The organism is Pseudomonas sp. BAV 4579 (assembly GCF_009765395.1).
Taxonomy (GTDB): domain Bacteria; phylum Pseudomonadota; class Gammaproteobacteria; order Pseudomonadales; family Pseudomonadaceae; genus Chryseomonas; species Chryseomonas aestiva.
Genome location: NZ_WHOV01000004.1, coordinates 51,542 through 71,602 on the forward strand (window position 1 = coordinate 51,542; position 20,061 = coordinate 71,602).

General features: G+C 66.3%; 19 protein-coding genes. 12 read left to right on the forward strand and 7 right to left on the reverse strand.

The features are described from left to right. Positions 1-23: 23 nt before the first annotated feature. Entirely contained in the window at positions 24-557 is a 534-nt protein-coding gene (locus GSQ95_RS01875; protein ID WP_158891568.1) for a gluconokinase, read from the forward strand. Positions 558-760: 203 nt separating this feature from the next. Continuing rightward, positions 761-2,113 carry a GntP family permease gene (locus GSQ95_RS01880; protein WP_158891570.1) on the forward strand — a complete coding sequence of 451 codons (1,353 nt, stop codon included), beginning with the start codon at positions 761-763 and terminating at the stop codon, positions 2,111-2,113. 91 nt (positions 2,114-2,204) lie between these two features. On the opposite strand, the gene GSQ95_RS01885 is transcribed toward GSQ95_RS01880, so the two are convergent. The 3 genes from GSQ95_RS01885 to GSQ95_RS01895 form a co-directional block, all read right to left on the reverse strand. Continuing rightward, the gene (locus GSQ95_RS01885; protein WP_158891572.1) at positions 2,205-3,758 is read right to left on the reverse strand and encodes an alkaline phosphatase; all 1,554 of its coding nucleotides are present in this window, start codon (positions 3,756-3,758) and stop codon (positions 2,205-2,207) included. A 61-nt stretch (positions 3,759-3,819) separates the two neighbouring features. After that, entirely contained in the window at positions 3,820-4,122 is a 303-nt protein-coding gene (locus tag GSQ95_RS01890; RefSeq protein ID WP_158891574.1) for a putative quinol monooxygenase, read from the reverse strand. Between the two features lie 88 nt (positions 4,123-4,210). Continuing rightward, positions 4,211-4,615: an RcnB family protein gene (locus GSQ95_RS01895; RefSeq protein ID WP_158891576.1), complete on the reverse strand. Its 405-nt coding sequence runs from the start codon at positions 4,613-4,615 to the stop codon at positions 4,211-4,213. Between GSQ95_RS01895 and GSQ95_RS01900 the strand changes: the two genes are divergently transcribed. The 4 genes from GSQ95_RS01900 (at position 4,608) to trmA (ending at position 9,081) form a co-directional block, all read left to right on the forward strand. After that, positions 4,608-4,976 (forward strand): hypothetical protein, encoded by a 369-nt coding sequence (locus GSQ95_RS01900; RefSeq protein ID WP_158891578.1) that lies wholly within the window; start codon positions 4,608-4,610, stop codon positions 4,974-4,976. The genes GSQ95_RS01895 and GSQ95_RS01900 overlap by 8 nt on opposite strands. 146 nt (positions 4,977-5,122) lie before the next feature. Further along, complete coding sequence (locus tag GSQ95_RS01905; protein WP_218580184.1) at positions 5,123-6,514, forward strand: MFS transporter; 1,392 nt, start codon at positions 5,123-5,125, stop codon at positions 6,512-6,514. Between the two features lie 122 nt (positions 6,515-6,636). Then, positions 6,637-7,932 (forward strand): NCS2 family permease, encoded by a 1,296-nt coding sequence (locus GSQ95_RS01910; RefSeq protein WP_158891580.1) that lies wholly within the window; start codon positions 6,637-6,639, stop codon positions 7,930-7,932. Positions 7,933-7,992: 60 nt separating this feature from the next. Next, positions 7,993-9,081 carry a tRNA (uridine(54)-C5)-methyltransferase TrmA gene (gene trmA / locus GSQ95_RS01915; RefSeq protein ID WP_158891582.1) on the forward strand — a complete coding sequence of 363 codons (1,089 nt, stop codon included), beginning with the start codon at positions 7,993-7,995 and terminating at the stop codon, positions 9,079-9,081. A 376-nt stretch (positions 9,082-9,457) separates the two neighbouring features. On the opposite strand, the gene GSQ95_RS01920 is transcribed toward trmA, so the two are convergent. Both GSQ95_RS01920 and GSQ95_RS01925 read right to left on the reverse strand, forming a co-directional pair. Beyond that, positions 9,458-10,378 carry a Gfo/Idh/MocA family protein gene (locus GSQ95_RS01920; RefSeq protein ID WP_158891584.1) on the reverse strand — a complete coding sequence of 307 codons (921 nt, stop codon included), beginning with the start codon at positions 10,376-10,378 and terminating at the stop codon, positions 9,458-9,460. A 50-nt stretch (positions 10,379-10,428) separates the two neighbouring features. Next, complete coding sequence (locus GSQ95_RS01925; RefSeq protein ID WP_158891586.1) at positions 10,429-11,313, reverse strand: LysR family transcriptional regulator; 885 nt, start codon at positions 11,311-11,313, stop codon at positions 10,429-10,431. A 109-nt stretch (positions 11,314-11,422) separates the two neighbouring features. On the opposite strand from GSQ95_RS01925, the gene GSQ95_RS01930 reads away from it, so the two are divergent. The 4 genes from GSQ95_RS01930 (at position 11,423) to GSQ95_RS26970 (ending at position 16,810) form a co-directional block, all read left to right on the forward strand. After that, entirely contained in the window at positions 11,423-12,571 is a 1,149-nt protein-coding gene (locus tag GSQ95_RS01930) for a YbfB/YjiJ family MFS transporter (protein WP_158891588.1), read from the forward strand. 152 nt (positions 12,572-12,723) lie between these two features. Next, complete coding sequence (locus GSQ95_RS01935) at positions 12,724-14,370, forward strand: acetolactate synthase large subunit (RefSeq protein WP_158891590.1); 1,647 nt, start codon at positions 12,724-12,726, stop codon at positions 14,368-14,370. 520 nt (positions 14,371-14,890) lie between these two features. Further along, positions 14,891-15,943, forward strand: coding sequence for a methyl-accepting chemotaxis protein (locus GSQ95_RS26965; protein ID WP_372240049.1), 1,053 nt, complete (start codon positions 14,891-14,893; stop codon positions 15,941-15,943). A 162-nt stretch (positions 15,944-16,105) separates the two neighbouring features. After that, complete coding sequence (locus GSQ95_RS26970) at positions 16,106-16,810, forward strand: methyl-accepting chemotaxis protein (protein WP_372240050.1); 705 nt, start codon at positions 16,106-16,108, stop codon at positions 16,808-16,810. A gap of 252 nt (positions 16,811-17,062) precedes the next feature. On the opposite strand, the gene GSQ95_RS01945 is transcribed toward GSQ95_RS26970, so the two are convergent. Continuing rightward, positions 17,063-17,932 (reverse strand): LysR substrate-binding domain-containing protein, encoded by an 870-nt coding sequence (locus GSQ95_RS01945; protein ID WP_158891592.1) that lies wholly within the window; start codon positions 17,930-17,932, stop codon positions 17,063-17,065. A 133-nt stretch (positions 17,933-18,065) separates the two neighbouring features. Between GSQ95_RS01945 and GSQ95_RS01950 the strand changes: the two genes are divergently transcribed. Further along, complete coding sequence (locus tag GSQ95_RS01950) at positions 18,066-18,707, forward strand: DUF998 domain-containing protein (protein ID WP_372240051.1); 642 nt, start codon at positions 18,066-18,068, stop codon at positions 18,705-18,707. A gap of 34 nt (positions 18,708-18,741) precedes the next feature. Here the strand turns inward: GSQ95_RS01950 and GSQ95_RS01955 are convergent, their stop codons facing one another. Further along, complete coding sequence (locus GSQ95_RS01955) at positions 18,742-19,002, reverse strand: DUF2798 domain-containing protein (protein WP_158891596.1); 261 nt, start codon at positions 19,000-19,002, stop codon at positions 18,742-18,744. Between the two features lie 117 nt (positions 19,003-19,119). Here GSQ95_RS01955 and GSQ95_RS01960 point away from each other — a divergent pair, with 117 nt between their 5' ends. Next, complete coding sequence (locus GSQ95_RS01960) at positions 19,120-20,052, forward strand: LysR family transcriptional regulator (RefSeq protein ID WP_158891598.1); 933 nt, start codon at positions 19,120-19,122, stop codon at positions 20,050-20,052. Positions 20,053-20,061: the final 9 nt, after the last annotated feature.

The following is a 20,061-nucleotide window of genomic DNA, read 5'->3' on the forward strand; positions in this document are numbered from 1 at the left end:
CTGTCTCCAGACCGGAGGTGACGATGAACACTCCCATTCCCGCGCTGGTGGTCATGGGCGTCGCAGGCTGCGGCAAGAGCAGCGTCGGCGCGGCCATTGCCGAGCAGGACGGTGGCCGCCTGATCGAAGGCGATGTCTTCCACCCCGCCGCCAACATCGCCAAGATGAGCGCCGGCATTCCCCTCGACGATGAAGATCGCGCTGGCTGGCTGACCCGCCTCGGTGAGGAACTGGCCGCCGCCGTGGCCGCGGGCGAACGCCCGGTGCTCACCTGCTCCGCACTCAAGCGCCGCTACCGTGACCAGTTGCGCCAGGCCGTGCCCGGTCTCGGCTTCGTCTTTCTCGAACTGACTCGCGAGACCGCGGCCCAGCGCGTCGCCAATCGTCCGGGGCACTTCATGCCCGCCAGCCTGATCGACAGCCAGTTCGCCGCCCTCGAAGCACCCCACGGTGAACCGGCTACGCTGTTAGTGGATGCACGCGACAGCCTGCCCGCCATCGGCACCCAGGTGTCGGCCTGGTGGAACACCTCGGCGCGCCTGGCCCAGCCGGCCTGACGAGACAGCGCTACCCATTCCAACCCTTAGAGTCTGTTAAAAGTCTCGCGAGCTAGAGACAAACAAGGCGAAAAGGGCTGAGGAAGCGGAGTTTACGAATGGTAAATGAGCATTCCGAAGCCCTTTTCAACGCAGTTTGGCCGACGCGTAGCAGACTTTGAATAGGCTCTTACAACGCCCACAACAACAATAGGAGAGGCGCCATGTTCGGCATGGACCACAACAGTTTCCTTCTGCTCGACGCCGCGGTCACCATCATCGGCCTGGTGCTCTTGATCACCAAGTTCAAGGTCCATCCCTTCATCGCCCTGACCATCGCCTCGGGCTTTCTCGGCCTGACCTCCGGCATGCCGGTGGAAAAGGTCATGAAATCCTTCCAGGACGGCTTCGGCGGCGTACTCGGCTTCGTCGGCATCCTGCTCGGCCTGGGCACCATGCTCGGCAAGCTGATGGCCGATTCCGGCGGCGCCGACCAGATCGCCCAGACGCTGATCCGCGCCTTCGGCATCAAGCGCGTGCACTGGGCGATGATGTTCGCCGCCTTCCTGGTGGGCATCCCGCTGTTCTTCGAGATCGGCTTCGTGCTGCTGGCGCCCCTGGTGTTCATCGTTGCCCGCCGTACCGGGCTGTCGCTGGTCAAGCTGGGCATCCCGCTGCTGGCCGGCCTGTCCGCCGTGCACGGCCTGGTGCCGCCGCACCCGGGTCCGCTGCTGGCGGTCGGGGTGTTCGGTGCCGACATCGGCAAGACCATCTTCTATGGCCTGCTGGTCGGCCTGCCCACCGCCATGATCGCCGGTCCCCTCTTCGGTGCCTGGATCTCCAAGCGCATCCCCGGTTCGGCCAACCCCGAACTGGTCGCCCAGATCGCCCAGGAGACCGACAACCGCAATCTGCCGGGCTTCGGCATCACCGTCTTCACCGTGCTGCTGCCGGTGATCCTGATGCTGCTCAAGGCCTTCGCCGACATCTTCTTCGCCGCCGACAACCACTTCCGCATCTGGATGGACTTCATCGGCCACCCCATCACCGCCCTGCTCGCCGCCCTGCTGCTGAGCTTCTACAGCTTTGGCACCGCCTGCGGCTTCTCTCGCGAGAAGATCGTCAGGCTGCTCGACCAGAGTCTGGCGCCGGTGGCGGCCATCGTGCTGATCGTCGGCGCCGGTGGTGGCTTCAAGCAGATGCTGGTGGCCAGCGGCGTGGGTGAGGTGATCGGCAACCTGGCGGTGCAGACGCAGATCTCGCCGATCCTGCTGACCTGGCTGGTGGCGGCGGTGATCCGCGTGGCCACCGGTTCCGCCACCGTGGCGACCATCACCGGCGCCGGCATCGTCGCCCCCGTGGTGGCGCTGATCCCCGGCGTGAACAAGGAATTGCTGGTACTGGCCGCCGGTGCCGGTTCGGTGATCCTCTCCCACGTCAACGACGCCGGCTTCTGGCTGGTGAAGCAGTACTTCAACATGACCGTGGCCGAGACCTTCAAGACCTGGTCGATGATGGAAACCATCCTCTCGGTGGTGGCCCTGGCCTTCATCATGCTGCTGTCGCTGTTCGTCTGAGCCCCGCAGAGCCTGTTCCAAGGCTAGCGAGCTAGAGCCAAGCCATTTTCAGCGCAGATTGGCCGACGCGCAGCAGCTTTGGAGCAGGCTCTCAGGCAGGGACGGCCCCTGGCCGTCCCGCCTCCACCACGAAGCTCGCCCGGGTGCCGCGTCCGGCATCCGGGCGGGTTCGATCACTGATGGTGCGCAGGTCCACCTGCAACCGCTCCCGCGTCAACTCCAGGGCCAGATAGCCCCGCTCCCGGCTGTCGAAGAAGCGCACCTGGGGATTCTCCGGCAACAGCGCCTGGAAACGGTGGTAGTCCGGTCCGTCCGAGGTGATGGAGGTGCCGACGAATTCGCTCGCCACCACCGGGCTCCGCTCGTCTTCCGGCTCGCGGTGCAGGTCCGTCACCCAGAAGGAATGGATGTCCCCGCCCAGGGTTACCGGATTGGCCAGGCGGCTGTTGGCCATGGCCGCGAGCAACCGCTCGCGAGTCGCCGGATAGCCGTCCCAGCCATCGGTCCAGCGCGCCGGATCGCCATCCGGCAGGCGCTGTCGCAGGGGTGCCAGCAGGAGATCCTGGGCGATCAGATTCCAGCGCGTGGCATTGTGACGAAAGCCGTCCAGCAGCCAGCGCTCCTGCGCCTGCCCGAGCATGCTGCGCGCGGCGTCGCGCAGCCCCAAGCAATCCGGCGCGACCAGCTGGCCACCGCGGGTCTGGGCCGTCGCGCAGGCCGGTTCGCTGCGGTATTGCCGACCATCGAGCAGATGAATCTCCGCCAAGTCGCCGAAGCGCCACCGGTCATAGAGGCGCAGCGCGCTGCCCTGGGTCCGCCACCCGCGCAGTGGCGCATGTTCGCGAAAAGCCTGGTAGGCCGCCTGCCGCCGCGCGGCGAAGGCAGCCAGACTGACCCTGGGGTCCGCCGCCCTGGGACCGGAATAGTCGTTCTGCACCTCGTGGTCGTCCCAGGTCATGAGACTGGTGACATTGGCGTGCAGGTACTGCAGATCGGGATCGGTGCGGTACAGCGCATGGCGCCGGCGGTAACTGGCCAGGTCCCGGGCTTCCGGCAGGCCATGCCGACGCACCGCCGGCAGCAGCAGGGGCACGTTGGCCTCGTAGATATAGTCGCCGAGGAACAGCGCCAGATCCGCCTGTTCGTCGGCCATGTGCCGATAGGCGCTGAAGAAGCCCTTCTCATAGTGGGAGCAGGAAGCGGCCACCAGCTTCAGGCGCTGCGGAGCGCTGGCTGACGGTGGTAGCGTGGTAGCACGTCCGATACGACTCTGGTGGCCCAGCGCGGTGAAACGGTACCAGTAGGGCCGTCCCGGCAGCAGACCGGTCAGGGGGATGGACAGGCAGAAAGCAGACTGTGGCTGTGCCTGGATCACTCCGCGCTGCACCACCTGGCGCAGCCCCGGATCCAGAGCCACTTCCCACCCAGCCTCGACCGCACCGTGCAGACCACCCAGGCCGTTCTCGGCCAGCGGATCGGGCGCCAGGCGGGTCCAGATGACGAAGCCGTCGGTAGCAGGATCACCACTGGCAACGCCCAGGGTGAAGGGATCCGGCTGTGGCGTGCGAGCGCTGCAACCGGCGAACCAGGGTGCGCTCAGACCCAGGCCAAGCATGCCCAGCGCTTGACGTCGAGAGGTATTCATCCAGGCCTCCAGGAAAAGAGGCCAGGGTGGCTCAGGCAGGTGACAACGGCATGTCGGCGGCTCAGGCCAGCGGCAATTCCTCGAGGATCATGACCTGCGGCGCGTCAACGAGCAGGCCGTCGAGATCGCTCAGCAGCTGCTTGAAGTGAGGGGTTTGCTCGTGTTCGGCCAGGGCTTCGCGGCTGGCCCAGCGTTCGACGAAGACATAGCGACCTGCATGGCTGGGATCGCGGTGCGGGGTATAGAAGTGACAGGCGGCTTCGGCGCGGGACGGCGCGACGATGGCACGCAGGGCGTTTTCGACAGCTTCGGCCTGGCCGGGTTTGGCCTGCAGGATGGCGACGACACGGATTTCACTGGTCATGCAAAAAACTCCAGAAGGGGTGTTTCAGCCTGGCGCCTGGGCACCCCGAATATCACCGGGATCGAGGGTCGGCCCCGGTCTTGGTGGATCACTGCTTGGCTTTGACGATCTTGCCGATCACCGCGTTGCTGCGCTTGATGAGCACATAGTCGGAGCCGATCTTGACCCACTGGCTGTCTTCGCCCGGCTGTTCGAGACCGTGCTTTTTCCAGTCCTTGATCACGTATTCGTCACGGATGTACTTGCGCGGCGCCCGGCCGCCCTCTTCGAGTTCAAAGGTAGGATGATCAGGGTCGTGGGTGACCGCCTCGTCGCTCTGATTGGCGTCCTTCTTGTTGACCTTGTTCTGGTACTGCGAGCTGGTGGGCTCCGAAGCGGCCTTGTCGGCGGCCGGCTTGGTCGGGGTCATGGATTCAGGCGCGGCCTGGACGTTCAGGGCTCCGGTCAGGACAACGGCGCCCAGCGCCAGGGAGAGCAGTGATTGCTTGATCATGGGGTGTTTCTCCTCTGCGTATGAGGTTTTGACCCCGGGGTCGGAGCAAAAGCTCCACGAATACCTGCGGTCGTGCAATTGGCCTTACCACCGCTCCTCCTGGTCGGGCTTCACCAAGGTCAGCACCCGTGGCAACTGGCGCGAGCGCTCGGTGGAAAAAGGCATCCAGCGCCCAGCTCAAACGCCAGCCCTGCTGACTGAGTCGCCAGGCTTCCTGGCGCAAGGTCAGGAAGCTGAGGAAATAGCGCTGGTGCTGGCGCTTGGCCTGGCTACCCCGTTCAAGCAGGCGCCGGGCTTCGGCCATGGCCAGGATGGGGCCGTCGGCCACGTCCTTCAGGCAACGACTTCCGCGTGGCGATGACCCTTAGCGGACCTGTTCCCTCTCGACTTTGGCAGCCCGTCCGAACCGGGTGATGAATCCTTTGACTTTTATCGGCAAGCCAGGGCTGGCGCGTCTTGCGGCACCTCAGGCAGAGTAGCCCACCCCCTTGCCCAGAGGTGCAGCCCTTGGAACGCTGGAAGCTTCTCGCCGGCCTGGTGAGCTTCACCTTTTTCATGGAAAACCTGGACGCCACGGTGATCGCCACGGCGCTGCCGCAGATGGCCCTGTCCTTCGGCCGCGATCCGGTGGACCTCAACCTGGGCATCAGCGCCTATCTACTGGCGATCGCCGTGGGCATCCCGGTGAGTGGCTGGATCGCCGAGCGCTTCGGTCCCCGCCCGGTCTTCACCCTGGCCATCGGCGTCTTCACCCTGGCCTCGCTGCTCTGCGGCATGGCCCTGTCCCTCGAACATTTCATCGCCGCGCGCATCCTCCAGGGGCTCGGCGGCGCCCTGATGGTGCCCGTGGGGCGTCTGGTGGTGCTGCAGGTTACCGAGAAGCACGAGTTGGTGCGCGCCATCGCCCTCATCACCTGGCCGGGCCTGGTGGCCCCTGTACTCGGCCCGCCCCTGGGCGGCCTGATCACCACCTATGCCGACTGGCGCTGGATCTTCTATCTCAACCTGCCGCTGGGGTTGATCGCCCTGCTGCTGGCCTGGCGCCTGGTGCCCGCCGACCTGCCGACCCAGCGCCATCCGCTGGACTGGCGCGGCTTCCTGCTGCTGGGCGGCGCCTGCGTGGCCTTCATGTGGGGCGTGGAGCGCCTCGGCCAGAACCATGGCAGCCTGGGCGCCAACCTGGCCTGGATGGGCATAGGGCTGATCCTTGGCACCAAGGCGGTGCGCCATATGACCCGGATCGAACGCCCGCTGATCGATTTTGGCACACTGCGCATCCCCACCTACCGCGCGGCCATCCTCGGTGGCGGTCTGTTCCGCGTCACCATCGCCACGGCGCCCTTCCTGCTGCCCCTGCTGTTCCAGCTGGCCTTTGGCCTGGACGCCTTCCAGGCCGGCCTGCTGCTCCTGGCGCTGTTCGCCGGCAACCTGGCGGCCAAGCCCTTCACCACCGCCACCATGCGCCGCTTCGGCCTGCGCACCATCCTGACCGTCAACGGCCTGCTCAGCGCGTTCAGCCTGCTGGCCTGTGGCCTGCTCACCCCGGACTGGCCCTTGCCGGCGATCCTGCTCCTGCTGTTCTTCAGCGGGGTGTTCCGCTCGCTGCAGTTCACCGCCAGCAATGCCCTGGCCTTCGCCGACATCCCCAAATCGCAGCTGAGCCATGCCTCCACCCTGTTCAGCACCAATTTCCAGCTGGCCATGGGCCTGGGCGTGGCCATCGCCGCCCTGCTGCTGCGCGCCTCGATGGACTGGCATGGCCACCTCGATCCGCAACTGGCGGACTTTCGGCTAGCCTTTTGCATAGTGGCCGTGCTCGGCATCCTGAGCACCCTGGATGCCTTCCGCCTGGCCCGCAACGCAGGCGATTCGGTCAGCGGCCATACCTCTGGAAGTTGACCAGGCGGACAGGGCTCCAGGCGATGTCGATTGGGGGTTAAGGCTTAGCGTCTTACCCGTGTTTACCGACCTGTTATGATGCGCGCCTTTTTCCGATCAGACCGGCGCGCACGAGGCATCCCATGCTGGAACGACTCTTCCAACTCAAGGCCCACAACACCTCTGTCCGCACCGAACTGCTGGCCGGGGTCACCACCTTCCTGGCCATGGCCTACATCCTGTTCGTCAACCCGAGCATCCTAGGCGCCACCGGCATGGACAAGGGTGCGATCTTCGTCGCCACCTGCCTGGCCGCCGCCATCGGCTCGGCGCTCATGGGACTCATCGCCAACTACCCCATCGCCCTCGCCCCGGGCATGGGCCTCAACGCCTTCTTCACCTACACCGTGGTCCTGCACCTGGGCCATACCTGGCAGGTGGCCCTGGGCGCGGTGTTCCTCTCGGCGCTGATGTTCTTCCTGCTGTCGATCTTTCGCATCCGCGAATGGATCATCAACAGCATCCCGCTCCCGCTGCGCTCGGGCATTGCCGCCGGCATCGGCCTGTTCCTGGCGCTGATCGCCCTGCAGACCGCCGGCATCGTGGTGGGTAATCCGGCAACCCTGGTGGGCCTGGGCGACCTGTCCAAGCCGGGTCCGTTGCTGGCCATCCTCGGCTTCTTCCTGATCATCGTGCTCGAGGCGCGCAAGGTCACCGGCGCGGTGCTGATCGGCATCCTGGTGGTCACCGTGATCGCCATCGCCCTGGGCGTCAGTGCCTTCGGCGGCCTGGTCTCGATGCCGCCGTCGCTGGCACCGACCTTCCTGCAGCTGGACATCCGGGGCGCCCTGGACGTCGGCCTGATCAGCGTCATCTTCGCCTTCCTGTTCGTCGACCTGTTCGACAACTCCGGCACCCTGATCGGCGTGGCCAAGCGCGCCGGCCTGATGGGCAAGGACGGCCACCTGCCGAAGATGGGCCGCGCCCTGATCGCCGACAGCTCCGCCGCCATGTTCGGCTCGCTGCTGGGCACCTCCACCACCACCAGCTACATCGAATCCGCCGCGGGCGTTTCCGCGGGGGGGCGTACCGGCCTCACCGCCGTGGTAGTCGCGGTGCTGTTCCTGCTGGCGCTGTTCTTCGCCCCCCTGGCCGGTAGCGTGCCAGCCTTCGCCACCGCCCCGGCGCTGTTCTTCATCGCCGTGCTGATGACCTCGGGCCTGGCCGAGATCGAGTGGGACGACCTGACCACCGCCGCCCCGGTGCTGGTCACCGCCCTGGCCATGCCGCTGACCTATTCCATCGCCAACGGCATCGCCTTCGGCTTCATCACCTGGACGGTCATCAAGCTGCTCTCCGGCCGTACCCGTGAGCTGAATTCGGCGCTGATCGTGCTGTCGATCCTGTTCGTCATCAAGCTGGGCTGGTTCAACGCCTGACCCCTCCCCTCGGGGCTCCGGCCCCGAGGTCTCCCCGCCTCACCCTACTCCGGATCTACCATGTCCCAACCTTCCTTCGTTCCCGCCGACTACCAGGCTCAACTCGCCGCCAAGGCCGACCGCCTGCGCGAACTGCTGGCGCCTTTCCAGGCCCCCGAGCCGGAGGTCTTCGCCTCGCCGCTGCAGCACTACCGGCTGCGCGCCGAATTCCGCCTGTGGCGGGAGAACGAGGAACGCCACTACGCCATGTTCGCCCCGGGCGACAAGCACACGCCGATCCTCATCGAGGCCTTCCCCATCGCCAGCCAGCGCATCAACGATCTGATGCCGCGCCTCAAGGCCGGCTGGCAGGCTGACGTGGCGCTGTCGTTCAAGCTGTTCCAGGTGGAATTCCTCACCACCCTGAGTGGCGACGCCCTGATCACCCTGGCCTACCACCGCCCCCTGGACGCCGCCTGGCAAGCCGCCGCCGAGCGCCTGGCCGCCGAGCTGGGCGTCAGCCTGATCGGTCGCTCCCGCGGCCAGCGCCTGGTGATCGGCCGCGACCATGTGCTCGAGGAGCTGGAGGTGGCCGGAACGACCTACCGCTATCTGCAACCCGAGGGCGGCTTCACCCAGCCCAATGGCACCGTCAACCAGAAGATGCTGAGCTGGGCCCACACCGCCCTGGGCGAGCGCGACGACGATCTGCTGGAGCTCTATTGCGGCAACGGCAACTTCACCCTGCCGCTGGCCAGCCGGGTCCGTAAGGTACTGGCCACCGAGGTGAGCAAGACGTCGGTCAACGCCGCCCTGCACAACCTGGCCAGCAGTGGCGTGGACAACGTCACCCTGGTGCGTCTCTCCGCCGAGGAGCTGACCCAGGCGCTCAACGAGGTCCGCCCCTTCCGCCGCCTGGCCGGCGTGGATCTCAAGAGCTACCAGTTCGGCACCGTCTTCGTCGATCCGCCCCGCGCCGGCATGGACCCCGACACCTGCGAACTGACCCGCCGCTTCGAGCGCATCCTCTATATTTCCTGCAACCCGGAGACCCTGGCCGAAAACATCGCCCAGTTGCAGGACACCCACCGCATCACCTGCTGCGCCCTGTTCGACCAGTTCCCCTGGACGCACCATATGGAGAGTGGGGTGTTGCTGGAACGGCGTTGAGCATCGAACTAGCCCGCGTGGAAAAGGCTGCGCCGTTTGCCACCCTACCCAGGGGCTGAGCGCCCACTCCTTGGTGGTCATTAAGCCGTAGGTTGGGCTGAGACAGCCCTATCGTCGAAGCCCAACAAGTCTGGGCTGCGTTGGGCTTCGCTGCGCTCAGCCCAACCTACGAGATACCGCACGCGGAAAAGGCTGCGCCGTTTTCCACGCCACGCCTGGTCCAAACGCCCCCTCTCCCTCGGGGAGAGGGTTGGGGTGAGGGGACCGCTAACCCGTAGATTGGGCTGCGTTGGGCTTCGCTACGCTCAGCCCAACCTACAAGGGCCCATCATGACACCCCCTCTCCCTCGGGGAGAGGGCCGGGGTGAGGGTCGCCCTACTCGTGGAACTCCGCCACCGTCTCGCGCCGGCCATAGAGGAAGGCATCCGCCACATGGCGCAGCGGGGCCACGTCCACATCGGAGCGATTCGCGGCGACCAGCTCGGCGAAGCGGGCATAGAGGCCGGCGTATTCCTGGTCGGGGCCCTGGTGGGTCAGTTGGCCGTCCAGGTAGAGTTCGCTGCCGCCTTTGCTCAGGGTCAGGCGACCGGCCTCGGTGTCGACGTGGATGTCCCAGGTCTGGGGACCGGTCTGCAGGAAGTCGAAGTCGGCGGCGATGGGCACGCCGGCGCTGTCGACGAAGGCTAGTTGCGCGGCCACCGGGGTCTGGCAGTTGCCGGGTACCTGCAGCGTCGCCTCCTTGAGAAAGAACGGCCGTGGCAGGATGGCGGTGACGATGGACAGCGCATTGATGCCCGGATCGAAGACGCCCATGCCGCCCGGCTCCCAGATCCAGGCCTGACCCGGATGCCAGACGCGCACGTCTTCCTTCCACTCGATCCGCACCGCCTGGATGCGCTTGCCTTCCAGCCATTCGCGGGCGGGCTGCACGCCCTGGGCGTGGCGGGAATGCCAGGTGGCGAACAGCGAAAGACCCGCCATCTCGGCCTGCCGCGTCAGGGCCTCCACTTCACTCAGGGTCGCCCCTGGCGGTTTTTCCAGCATCACGTGCTTGCCCGCCGCCAGGGCCTCGCGGGCTTGTTCGTAACGCACCGCCGCTGGCGCGCAGAGCGACACGGCGTCGATCGCCGGGCCGTCTTCGAGCAGGGCACTCAGGCTGGGATAGTGGGCGACGCCGTCGAGCTGGGCGTTGCGGCTGGCCACGGCGACCAGCTCGTAGTCGGGATTGGCGGCGAGCGCCGGCAGGTGCTGGTCACGGGCGATCTTGCCCAAACCGACGATGGCTATTCTTATCATGATCGTCCTCGGTAGACGGTAGGAGTCCGCCGCCTAGGATCGGGTAATCATCACACCAAAGCAACAGCTTCGCGGTCGGCCTGCAGGCTCTCGCGCAACTCCAGCCAGCTGCGCAGGTTGGCCCCCTCGCGGCCCTTGCGCCACATCAGCCAGGTGGTGGCCTGGGCGAAGCGCGCCTGGATCTGATGACGCTGCACCCGCTCGCGGCCGGGCAGGCTGTCGAGCATGGATTCCGGCATCAGCGCCACCCCGCCGGTGATCACGCAGGCCAGCATGCTGTGGTAGGACTCGATCTCCATCACCGGTCCGCTGGGCACCCCCGCCGCGGCGTACCAGGTGTCCAGGTAGCGTCTATAGGAGCAGCCGGCGCGAAAGCCGAACACCGGGCGTCCCGCCACGTCGGCCGGTGAACGCACCGGACCGAGTTCCAGGCCAGTGATCAGCACCAGCCGCTCCTCGAACCAGGGCTGGCCTTCCAGCGCCGCGTCGGGCGCCGGGCCGTCCACCAGGGCGGCGTCCAGGCGACCGGCCAGCAGGCCTTCCACCAGTTCGCCGCTGGGGCCACTGTGCACCTGCAGATTCACCTTGGGATAGCGCTGGTGATAGCGCGCCAGCAGCCCTGGCAGATGGATGGCCGCGGTGCTGAACATGGAGCCCAGGACGAAGGTACCGGCCGGCTCGCCGCCCTGCACCGCGCTGCGCGCCTCGTCGGCCAGGGCGAACAGGCGATGGGCGTAGTCCAGCATTCGGTGGCCGGCGGCGGTCAGGTGCAGCCGCTGGCGTTCGCGCAGGAACAGCTCCACCCCCAGCTTGTCTTCCAGCTGGCGCAGGCGCGTGGAGAGATTGGACGGCACCCGATTGAGTCGCTCGGCGGCCTTTACCAGGGAACCTTCCTCGGCCACCGCCTGGAAGATGCGTAGCTCGGCGAACTCCATGGACCACCACCTTTCTCTTTAGCTGAACATCTATTTCTCTATTATTCGTTTTTATTGATCAACTTCAAGGCCTAGGCTGTACTCATCCGCTCGCTACTGGAGTTCCGCGATGACCGCCACTACCCGCCTGCTGGCCTGCCTGCTGGCCCTGGCCACCGCCATGGGCATCGGCCGCTTCGCCCTTACCCCCGCCCTGCCCCACCTGATCGCCGAGGGCCAGATCGACCTCACCGGCGCCAGCCTGCTGGCCGCGGCCAACTACCTGGGCTATCTGCTCGGCGCCCTGGACGCCCTCTTCGCCCGTCGGACCCATGCGCGCCTGGTCGGGGGACTCTGGCTCTGCGCCGGCCTGACCCTGGCCTCGCTGCTGGCCGATGGCCTCGCCGCCCAGGCGCTGCTGCGCTTCGGCACCGGCCTGGCCAGCGCCTGGGTGCTGGTGATGGTGACCGGTCTGAGCCAGCCCCTGGCCGCCGAAGCCGGACGGCCACGCCTGGGCGCCCTGGTCTTTACCGGGCCCGGAGTAGGCATTCTCATCAGTGGTCTGATGGCCCTGGTCAGCAATCGCCTGGGTGGCGATTCCAACCAGCTGTGGCTGAGCTACGGCCTGCTCGCCAGCGTGGCCACCCTGGCCCTGCTACCCCTGCTGCCGCGGCGTGGTCCCGCTACCCCGCTGCCTACCACCGCCGCGGCGCCGGCCAAGCGCTCGCCCGCGTTCAACCGTTTGATCCTGGCCTATGGCCTGGTGGGCGTCGGCTACATCCTGCCGGCGACCTTTCTCTCGCAGATGGCCGCCAGCCGCTTCCACGGCCAGTGGCAGGCCGACCTCTTCTGGCCCGGCTATGGCCTGGCGGCAGCGCTGGGCGTGGTGCTGGTCAGCCTGAGACGTCCGGGCACCGATACCCGCCGCTGGCTGATCGCCACCCTCTGGCTGCAGGCCGCGGGTGTGCTGCTCTGCCTCCTGCCGGGCAGCCTGGCGCTGTTCCTCGGTGTGCTGCTCTGCGGCGGCCCCTTCCTCGCCTGCATGCAGCTGGTGATGCAGTACGGCCGCGAGTTGGCACCGGCCACGCCGCAACGCAATGCCGGGGTACTTACCGCCAGCTTCGCCAGCGGCCAACTCGTCGGTCCGCTGCTCGGCGCAGCCAGCAGTCATTTTGCCGGCGACCTGCAACCGGCCCTGGTGGTCGCCGCGCTGGGCCTGCTGTTCGCCGGTCTGCACCTGCGCCACGCCCGGGCCTCGCTGCAGCGCTGCGTCGTCTGAATCGTTTCCGCTGCGGCCTTTCGTCACAGAAGTAAAACTGGGCGGTTCCTTGTTTTGAAATGTTTCGCCGTTCCTGAGTACAGTGACCGCCGCGCCTCATAGAGGAGGCGCTTCTGGCGCTCGCCACCCACCCTACAAGGAACACAACACTCATGATGAAGGCCTCCGATCTGGTCGTTCGCTGCCTGGAAAACGAGGGTGTGGAATACATCTTCGGCATTCCCGGCGAAGAGAACCTGGACCTGCTGGAATCCCTGCGGCGCTCCTCGCAGATCAAGCTGATCCTGACTCGCCACGAGCAGTCCGCCGGCTTCATGGCCGCCACCTACGGCCGCTTCACCGGCAAGACCGGTGTCTGCCTTTCCACCCTCGGTCCAGGCGCCACCAACCTGGTCACCGCCGGCGCCTACGCCTACCTGGGCGGCATGCCGATGCTGATGCTGACCGGCCAGAAGCCGATCAAGAAATCCAAGCAGGGACGTTTCCAGATTCTCGACGTGTGCCGCATGATGGCGCCGCTGACCAAGTACACCCACCAGTTCGCCTCCGCCGACAACATCCCGTCGCGCATCCGCGAGGCCTTCCGCCTCGCCGAGGAAGAAAAGCCCGGCTCCGTGCACCTGGAACTGCCGGAAGACATCGCCGACGAGCACACCGAGAGCCTGCCGGTATCGCCGAGCCTGAGCCGTCGTCCGGTCGCCGAAGCCAAGGCCATCGCCGCCGCCGTCTCCAAGCTGGAAAACGCCCGCAGCCCGGTGCTGGTGCTGGGCGCCGGCACCAACCGCAAGATGACCGCCCGGGTGCTACGGCAGCTGATCGAGAAGACCGGCATCCCCTTCGTCACCACCCAGCTCGGCAAGGGCGTGGTCGACGAACGCCATCCGCGCTTCCTGGGCAACGCCGCCCTCTCCGCCGGTGACTTCGTGCACCGCGCCCTGGAGTCCGCCGACCTCATCGTCAACATCGGCCACGATGTGATCGAAAAGCCGCCGTTCTTCATGACCCGCGGCGGCACCGAGGTCATCCACATCAACTTCCGCTCCGCCGAAGTCGATCCGGTGTACTTCCCGCAGGTCGAGGTGGTCGGCGACATCGCCAACGCCATCTGGGAGATCAAGGAGCGCATCGAGGTCCAGCCCACCTGGGACTTCGACCGCCTGCTGCACATCCGCGAAGCCAACGAGGCCCATGTCGCCGAAGGCGCCACCGACGACCGCTTCCCGGTCTATCCGCAGCGCCTGGTGGCCGATCTGCGCAACGTGCTGCCGTCCGACGGCATCGTCGCCCTGGACAATGGCATCTACAAGATCTGGTTCGCCCGCAACTACAAGGCCTACATGCCCAACACGGTGCTGCTGGACAACGCCCTGGCCACCATGGGCGCCGGCCTGCCGTCGGCCATGGCCGCGCGCCTGGTGCATCCCGGCACTCCCATCGTCGCGGTGTGCGGCGACGGCGGCTTCATGATGAACAGCCAGGAGCTGGAGACCGCGGTACGCCTGAAGATGAACCTGGTGGTCATCATCCTGCGCGACGACGGCTACGGCATGATCCGCTGGAAGCAGGCACAGATGGGCTTCGAGGACTTCGGCCTGGACTACGGCAACCCGGACTTCGTCCGCTACGCCGAAAGCTATGGCGCCCACGGCCATCGCGTGGAAAGCGCGGCCGCCTTCGCGCCGTTGGTGCAGCACTGCCTGGATACCCCTGGCGTCCACGTCATCGACTGCCCGGTGGACTACTCCGAGAACGACCGCATCCTGCATCAGGACATCAAGGAACGCAGCGCGGCGGTCTGATCGGCCAGCCCGGCGATCCAATTGACGCCCCGGCCTCCAGGCTGGGGCGTTTTTCATTGCGGCCGAAGAAAACCACCCGCCCTCTTCGCTGCTCAATCCACCGCTAATATCGTCAAACTAATTAGCAGGAAAACCTGTTGAAAACAAACAGATACGACATTAGACCACTTGAGAAACTGCCGAGTATCCAGGTAATCGCGCAGCCTATCGTCCAGATTCGAATATTGCGGCGATTCGCGTTCTATTAAGCAGTCCTTAAGAATCGTGGTCATGGATATACCCGTCCTTGAGCCATCGCCGCCGGCCCTCCCTTCGGCGCGGTGACGGATCGAGCGCCAAAGACCCGACGATTCCTTGGGACCAATCCGTGGTTACCCGCACCAGCGGCCAAGCGCCCCTTCGCACCGACCGGTCCTGCCGGGCGGCTGACGAATCGACAGAGGCTGCCGTAACCGCGAAGCACGAGGCGTGAGGTCTCCAGGCCCGCACCTTCCAACGCTCCGCTATCCAGGTAGTCCACATGCAGCAAGTTGGCTGGAATCCATTAGGCAATATAAGCGTCAGGGCCAAGCTGGGCCTTGGCTTCGCCCTGCTCATCGGCATGATCCTACTGGTGGCCTACACCGGCTGGTCGGCCACCGATACCCTGCGCGATCGCAGCGAGCGCATGAACGATATCGCCGGCTACAGCACCCTGGCCCGCGACATGCGCATCGAGCGGCTGGTGTATTTCATCAAGGCCGATGACGCCCAGGCGGCCAGGTGGCTCGCCGCCCTGGACAAGACCGAAGGCCAGTTGCAGGCCATCGTTCCAAACTTCAACTCGCCAGTGAACAAGGCCTTGCTCGACGAGGCCGGGGCCGGGGCCGCGCTCAAACGCTATCGCGACTTCTACAACCAGACGACCGCCGCCACCCGCGAGCGGGAATCCATCCGCAAGATCGCCAGCGGCGCGGCAGAGGCAGCCAATGCCCAACTGCTGACCCTGGCCGAAGAGGCGAATGGCGAGACCGGTCGTCCTGCCGATCGCCAGCAGCTGACGGCGCTCTTCATGGGTGTACAGCGAATGAGGGTCGATTTCCGTGGCTACGCCACCGCACCCGGCAAGGACAGCGAGCAGACGGCGCGCACCTCTGTCAATGCCGCCCTTACCCTGGCCAAGGCGCTCGGCGCCACGGCGTTGCCGACCGCGACCGTGCAAAGGCTCGTCGGTGAAATCTCCGGCTACCAGCAGCGTCTCGATCAGCTGGTAGCCGCTCAGGCGCAGGTGGATCAGGCGCAGGGCGGTATCACCACCACCATCACCACCCTGCTCGGCATCGCCGACAAGCTCACCGGCATCCAGCAGGAATTCCGCACGGCCGACGTGGCCGGTGCCCGTCAGCTGCTGTTGATCTGGCTGGCCGTCGCCATCGCCCTGGGCCTGGCCTGTGCCTGGCTGATCACCCGTTCCATCGTCAAGCCCCTGCAGGACACCGTGGCCTTGGCCGAGCAGGTCGCCAACGGCGATTTCACCCATCAGCAGCAGGTCACCCGCAAGGATGAACTGGGCGCCCTGCAGACCAGCATGTAAGGCATGACCGGCAACCTGCGCCGCCTGATCGGCGAGGTACGCGACGGTGTGGTCCAGGTGGCCAGTGCCGCCGAGCAGCTGTCGGCGGTCACCGAACAGACCAGCGCTGGCGTGCAAGCGCAAAAGGTCGAGACCGATCAGATCGCCACCGCCATGCAGGAGATGACCGCCACCACCCATGAGGTGGCGCGCAATGCCGGAAACGCGGCCAAGTCCGCGCTGGAAGCCAGTCGCCAGGCCCTGCAGGGCGAGCAGTCGGTGAGCAAGGCGGTCGACCAGATCGAGGTGCTGGCCCAGGAAATGGAATCGACCAAGGCGGCCATGGCCACCCTGCGCGGCCATGCCGACAGCATCGGCGGCGTGCTCGACGTGATCAAGGCGGTCTCCGAGCAGACCAACCTGCTGGCGCTCAATGCCGCCATCGAAGCCGCCCGCGCCGGCGAGGCGGGGCGCGGCTTCGCCGTGGTCGCCGACGAGGTCCGTGGCCTGGCCCAGCGGACCCGCTCCTCGACGGACGAGATCGCCCAGCTCATCACCGGTCTGCACCAGAGCACCGACCGCATGGGCACGGTGCTCGACCACAATGTGCAGCTGACCGAGAGCAGCGTCGGCCTGTCACGCGAAGCGGGCGAGATGCTCAAGCGCATCACCGGCTCGGTGAAGGACATCGAGTCGATGAACGAACAGATCGCCTGCGCCGCCGAGCAGCAGAGTTCGGCGGGCGAAGAGATCAGCCGCAATGTCACCAACGTCCGCGACATCTCCGACCAGACCGCCGCCGCCAGCGAAGAGACGGCTTCTTCGAGCATGGAGCTGGCGCGCATCGGCGTACGCCTGCAGGAGATGACGGCGCGCTTCAAGGTGTGATCCTGACGGACGCTCCTTCCTCACCCCGATCCTCTCCCCAAGGGAGAGGGGGCGTACCGGTGTGGCCTGCGTAGGGTGGAAAACGGCGTAGCCTTTTCCACACGGACGAGCCACGTTCGATAGCGGCTTCGCTGCAAACCAGCCTGCAGATCCTCGCTCCAACCCTCTCCCCCAGGGAGAGGGTCGCACCCGCTATGCCCCGCGTTGGGTGAAAAATGGCGCAGCCTTTTGCACCCTCGGGTAGCAGCTCCCCTACTCCAGGCTGGCCTCTTCCAGCAACCACCGCTCGAAGCTTGCCAGCGCCGGATCGCTCTCCTCCGCTGGACGGGTGACCAGCACATAGCGTTCGCGCAGTTCCGGCAGGACCGGCCACGGCGCCTGGAGGCGGCCGGTGGCCAGGTCTTCCTCGATGTAGCGCTGGGGCACCAGGGCCATGCCAAAACCGGCGTTGGCGGCCTCGATCAGCAGCGAATAGCGATCATAGGTAGGGCCGGTCGCCTGGTCCCCCAAGGCCAGTCCGGTGAGCGCGGCATAACGACGCCAGCTGTGCGGACTCTCCCGCTTGTGCAACAACGGCAGACTGGCTGGCGGATGATCGGCCAATCGCGGATGACAGACCGCCACCAGTTGCGCGTCGAACAACCGTTGCACCCTCAGGTTCTGCCAGCTCGGATGCTCGTAGTTGATCGCGGCATGCAGACCGCTGTCTTCCAGGGCAAAGGGCTGCGTCCGCTCACGGAGGTTGACCTCGATGTTCGGATGGCGCTCGCGGAAGCGCGCCAGCAGGGGAATCAGCCAGCGACCGGCCAGGGTCGGGATAACGCCGATTTCCAGTGCCGTGGCGCCGCGGGCCTGGGCGATCAGTTGCTGGGTATGGCGCTCGATGTCGGCGAGCGCAGTGCGCATATGAGCGGCATAGCCGGCACCGGCGGCGGAAAGCTCGACGCGATTGCCCACCCGATTGAACAACCGGACGCCCAGAGCAGCCTCCAGCTTGGCGATCTGCCGGCTGATGGCGCCCTCACTCAGTGCCAGCTCCTGCGCGGCCTTGGCGAAACTGAGATGGCGGGCGGCCGCTTCCAGGGCCACCAGCGCCGTGGTGCTGGCCAGGCGTCTAGTCATCAGCGGTCATCCTTGGCAGCGGGACGGCACAGGATGACGCCTGGGCAAGCTGCCTTGCAAAAAAATCGGTAACGCTCGCCGCCAGCGCCTCCTAGCATGAGCGGATCTCAAGACCCAGGAAGCGCGCGCCATGATGACGAGGACGTCCACCTTGAACAGGACCGAGCGGGTTCTGCTGGGCATGGGTCTGGTGATTCCTGTCTGGTTGGCGATCGGTGTAGGACTGACCGCCCTGGCCTATCCCGGCTATAGCCATACGGACCATGCCTTGAGTCGGCTGGGGGCAGTCGATGCCCCCACTCAGGGCTTTTCCGCCTGGATCAACAACGTGCCGCTCGGTGTGCTCTTCGTGCTGGTCGGCCTGGGCCTGGTCCGTCGCTTTCGCAGATCGCGCCTGGCCTGCCTGAGTGCAGCCCTGATCCTGCTGCATGGCCTGGCCAGCTTCGCCACCGGGATTTTTCCGTGCGACCAGGGCTGCGCTCCGGTGCAGCCGTCGCGCTCGCAAGCGCTGCACAACCTGGCGGGCCTGGTGATGTTTCTATCGCTGACCCTCGCCAGCGCACTCTGGGGCTGGCTCGGCAGGCGCCTGCTGGCCTCGCCGGGCTTTGCCCGCTTCTCGATCCTCTGTACCGGCATGGCCCTGGTCACTGCGGCCCTGATGGCCGGAGCGGTCACCGACGGCCAGGGCTTCGGTCTGTACCAGCGCCTCAATTACGCCGCGGGCGTCTGCTGGCTCACGGTCCTGGTCTGGCTGGCCCAGCGCGAACGCGGCTAATCAACGGCCAGCGGCGAGCGCCACAGCGGATGCCTCAGGCTTGTACGGTCAGGGCGACCAGTCGCGCCACCAGCGGTCGTACCAGCAGCACGCAGACGAACGCCGAAGGCATTGCCACCTGATAGGCATTCATCACATTCCTCAAGTAATGGGCATTGAACCCGAACTCGGCCAGGGTGATCACCAGGCACATCAGCAAGGCCATGATGGTCGACATATAGAGCGCAAACACATAGGGCGTCACACCCTTGGGCAGGCGTCGTCTGGCGGGAAGCGCTGGAGTCTGGGAATTCATCGGCTAGTCTCTGGTGGATGAGCGATGCCAAGCTAACAAGCACCGGAACCGGCCGGTAGCCGCCTCGCCGTTGGTTCACCTTCAACAGAAATCAACGAATACAGCGACAGGAATCTCGTGGACATCCTGGGTTTGATCAGCACCTACAACAAGGTCGTGGAAGCCGGCAGCATCGCCGGGGCTGCCCGTGGCCTGGGCCTGAGTGCGGCCGCGGTAAGTCAGAGCCTGACCCGGCTGGAGGCCCATCTGGGCGTGCGCCTGCTGTCGCGGACCACGCGCCGCCTGGCCGTGACGGAAAGCGGCGCCCGCTATTTCGACAAGGTCCGGCACATCCCGCGGGAGGTCGAGAGCGCCGCCCAGTCGGCGACCCTGGAAAGCGAACCCCAGGGCGCGCTGCGAGTGGCGACCACCGCCGCCTTCGGCCGGCATCTGCTGGCGCCGCTGCTGCCGACATTCAAGCGCCGCTATCCCGGCATCGACATCGAACTGATCGGCTCCGATCGGCGCCTGGATCATCGCCTGGAACAGATAGACGTCAGCCTGAGGATCAAGGCGCAGCTCAGCGACAGCCTGGTCGCCCGGCGCATCGCGTCCTGCGCCTTCCTGTGCTGCGCGGCGCCCGCGTATCTGGCGCACGCGGGCACGCCGCATGCTCCGGAAGACCTGCAGCAGCACGCCTGCCTGCTGTTTCGCTACCCTACCGACGGTCGCTATCTGCCCTGGCGGTTCGAGCGCGACGGCCAGGTCTTTGAGGCGGCCACGCGCCCCGGCTTCGTCTGCGACGACATCGACATGCTGGCGCAGATCGCGGTGAACGGGGGTGGCATCGCGCGCCTGGCGGACTTCGTCGCCCTGCCGCTGATCGAGCGCGGGCAGCTGGTACCGCTGTTCGGCGCAGAAGGCCAGGACGCCACGTCGGCCCGGTCGGAAGCCATGGATATCTATGCCTGCGTCGCCGAACGCTCGGCGCTGACCGGCAAGGTGCGCGCCTTCATCGACTTTCTCGAAGAGGCGTTGCAGACCCGCAACGGGACGGTGCCCGCTCACTGAACAGGCCTG